The 3522-nt window shown below is 42.3% G+C and carries 2 protein-coding genes; one reads left to right on the top strand and one right to left on the bottom strand.

From position 1 onward, the window contains the following. Positions 1–57: 57 nt before the first annotated feature. Complete coding sequence (locus tag NJ959_RS27335) at positions 58–702, top strand: HAD-IA family hydrolase (protein ID WP_254014916.1); 645 nt, start codon at positions 58–60, stop codon at positions 700–702. 191 nt (positions 703–893) lie between these two features. On the opposite strand, the gene NJ959_RS27330 is transcribed toward NJ959_RS27335, so the two are convergent. Then, the gene (locus tag NJ959_RS27330; RefSeq protein ID WP_254014915.1) at positions 894–2786 is read right to left on the bottom strand and encodes an iron uptake porin; all 1893 of its coding nucleotides are present in this window, start codon (positions 2784–2786) and stop codon (positions 894–896) included. Positions 2787–3522: the final 736 nt, after the last annotated feature.

The raw sequence follows: 3522 nt of genomic DNA, 5'->3' as shown, positions 1-3522 counted from the left end.
GAATGGGGAGTGGGGAATGATTAATAACAAACAACAAACAACAAACAACAAACAACAATGGAACAACCAAAAGTAATTTTTCTAGATGCTGTGGGGACATTATTTGGAGTGAGGGGGAGTGTCGGAGAAGCTTATAGCGCGATCGCACGGACATTTGGCGTGAAAGCCTCACCTACTGCTTTGAATGATGCTTTTTTCCAAGCATTCTCTACAGCGGAACCCCTTATTTTTCCGGAAACAGATCCCGAAGAGATTCCTCAGTGTGAATTTGAATGGTGGCGGGTGATTGCTCTACGGACATTTCAACATGTTGGTGTACTTAATCAGTTTGAAGATTTTACCGATTTTTTTGACCAACTATACAACTATTTTGCTACGGCTCAACCTTGGTTGATTTATCCCGATGTTTTGCCAGCACTTTCTACTTGGCAGCGGGCGGGGATTCAATTAGGTATTGTCTCTAATTTTGATTCGAGAATTGATTTAGTTTTAAAAGCTCTTAAACTAGACGAATTTTTTATATCGGTTACTATTTCTACTCAGGTGGGTGCAGCGAAACCTGAGCCAAAAATTTTTGCCGCTGCTTTAGAGAAACATCAATGTCATCCTCGAGAAGCATGGCATATTGGGGATAGTTTCAAAGAAGATTATGAAGGGGCTAAAGCAGCAGGATTGAGAGCTATTTTGTTAGATAGGAGCTAGAGCATGTTTTCTTGTATTGAACATTTGCTCTGGAATTACGCAGCTATCTGTAGGGTGCGTTATGTAACGCACCCTACTATATATGAAGTACACAAAAGAAACCCGGTTTCTTTGAGAAACCGGGTTTCTAATGCTTCACCCTACCCTTACACAAGGATAGTTTCCGGACTTATATCCACCGGAAAAACCGATTAGAAGGTGAATGTCGTTCTCAATGTCCCTACCCAGATAGAATCATTATTATCATTATGTTCTGGGTTGAGAATCACAATCACACCAGGAGTGATAGCGATATTGTCAGTCAGCTTGTAACGATATAAAGCTTCAATGTGGAAAGATGTATCGCTATCTTCACGAGTCGCAATATCATTATCAGTCACTTTCGGTGGCATCCCAAACTGGAAACCTAGCAAGTTACCTTTGCCACCCAAGTCTGGTAGGGCAAAGTTAACCATCCAATTCCAGATCTCAGCGTTACTACCTTCTATCGTAGTGGCTTTGGCTTCCGCATCTTGGTAACCAACCCAACCGCCTACAGAGAACATGCCGAATTTAGCGTTGGCTTGCAACCCAAAGGAGTCGGTGGCAGTAGCAACATTATTAAAAGGTCGATTGGCATAGCCACTACCTGTACCCCCTGTAACAAATACACCAGCACCGCTGTAGTAGGAGTGAGCGTAGGTTAAACCCAGAGTAATCGCGCTAGTAGGCTTGAAAGTTAACTGAGCCAGTGCTGAATACGTGCCGTTAAAAAGTCCATTGTCTGCGGTAACATCTTCACCATCATCTGCAAAATAACCTGCTGAGAAAGATAAGGCATTACTAAATTTATAAGTTGCCGCTGCACCTACATCTTGACCAACCCGATAGATGGGATTAAAACGTCCAAAGCGGGAAATGGAACCACTACCATCACTGGAGAAGAAGGGGTTGACAGAATCGATGACGCTGCTATACATTTCAGCACCCGTAGCATCAATTTGCACTGTCAGCTTGTCACTTAGGGGGAAACGATACCATAGTTTATCGACTTTGACATTATTACTTTCATCTCCGTCAAAGGATAAGCGGGTCATGTTAGTTCCGGTAATATTACTAGCACCAGTGCCACTACCGAATTGAGTTAGATTTCTCGCGTTTAGACGAGTTGTGAGTAAGTCTTTTCCGGTGAAGCTAGTCTCTAAACGCAGACGTACCCGATCTGCGAAGATGGTATTAACTTCCAAATCTTCGGTGGGGCTAGCAGTGCCAGGAACAGCCTTCTCATCCCCCCAAGCATCAGCCAGAGCAAAAATTACTTCACCCTTTAACTTGGTTGTAGCGGAAAACTGATGATCTTCCAAGAAAGATACTCGACCTTCCAGCGTATCCACCCGTCCAGTTAAAGTTTGCAATTCCGCTTGAAACTCTTGAACTAACCGCCGGATTGATGCTGTATCTCCATTATCAGGAGCAGGAGTACCACCACCAATAATACGTTCGAGTTGATTCAAACAGGCATTTAAACCTGCTGCAAACTCATACCGAGTCATGGCACGATTACCCCGGAATGTCCCATCAGGATAACCTGCAATACAACCGTAACGTTCTACTAAATTGCGGAGGGCTTCATAAGCCCAGTCTCCAGGAGATACGTCTCTTAACTGACCAACATTAGTTACTTGATCCAGGGCATTACCATTCCCTTCACTAGTGTAGTTTTGCAGTTGATCCAAGAGTTGAGCGTTAGCACCAGCCGGGGTATTACTGACGGCTGGTACTTGCCCAGTTAAGGAATTATCTGCTAACTCTACAGTAGGCTTGATTTGAGAAATATTTAGTGAGTCAACTGAGGATTTTACTGTATCAGTTGCTACGATCGCTTGCTCTACACTACTATTATTCGCTAGAGTCTCTGAAGATGTTACTTCAGGCGCGACAGAAGTTTCTACGCTACTATTCAGTTCCACCGCAGATTGGCTAGTGGCGGTTACTGTTTGCTCCGAAACCTGTCCAGCAGCGTAAGCGCTACTCGCGACGAATAATGAAGCTCCCACAATGGCGGGACTTACTTTTAAAGCTTTCCAGAATATCGTTGACATCATCCGTGCCTTACCTCACTCCTACTACTTTACTAACAAACAGAAAACTAGCCCCGTTCGTTAAACACTATTTAGATCCACACTGATTTAGTTTTACCATCTTTTTGGCCAGATAACCCAACTGTTTAGATTTTTTTATCTTTCCTACTTCTGAGAGTGCGGAATTATACCATGTCTTATGGTAAGTCGATGCTGTATAAGCATTGACAATAGCTAAATTGCGCATTCTTTAGATCCCCTTGTCAGTGCCAGGGATAGACACTAAATCTAGTGGCATGGCTATCTAAATTTTAGCGATTATAATTATTTATTGGGATGATAAAAATATCTCTATTTTTGTTGCCTTGACTACAAGTTTTCATATTTATAGTGATATGGGCTACAAATGTTTTTTGTTGGATTTGAGTAGGGTGCTTTACCGTAACGCACCCTATTATTTATTGCGCCGAACCGCTTTCTCCCGATAAAGAGATATAGAGAATATTGAAGTGGCAATTGCCACTGTGTTAAAAATCCCCAAAATCTCCCAAAATCCCAAAAAGGTTAGTAGCCCTCCTTTGGATTATTATCCCACAATAGCTGAAACGACGCAATCTCGTCAACTATTGATAATTAATCTTAATAAAGGAGAACGAATTTAAAGCACTTCCAGCCTTTTTTAATTTGTTAAGTTATGTTAAGTACTTTGTTTTCTGGAAGTTTCCCTCCCGACTCGAGGATAAAGGATGAAGTATGAAGC

The organism is Limnofasciculus baicalensis BBK-W-15, from assembly GCF_024178385.1.
GTDB classification, from domain to species: domain Bacteria; phylum Cyanobacteriota; class Cyanobacteriia; order Cyanobacteriales; family Coleofasciculaceae; genus Limnofasciculus; species Limnofasciculus baicalensis.
The sequence above is the reverse complement of the archived record's forward strand: the minus strand, read 5'-3'. Positions and strand labels throughout refer to the sequence as shown.

What these genes read in the sequence shown, in the direction of transcription:
- NJ959_RS27335 (WP_254014916.1), top strand. Translation starts at nt 58, where the DNA reads ATGGAACAACCAAAAGTAATTTTTCTAGATGCTGTGGGGACATTATTT.
- NJ959_RS27330 (WP_254014915.1), bottom strand. Translation starts at nt 2,786, where the DNA reads ATGATGTCAACGATATTCTGGAAAGCTTTAAAAGTAAGTCCCGCCATT.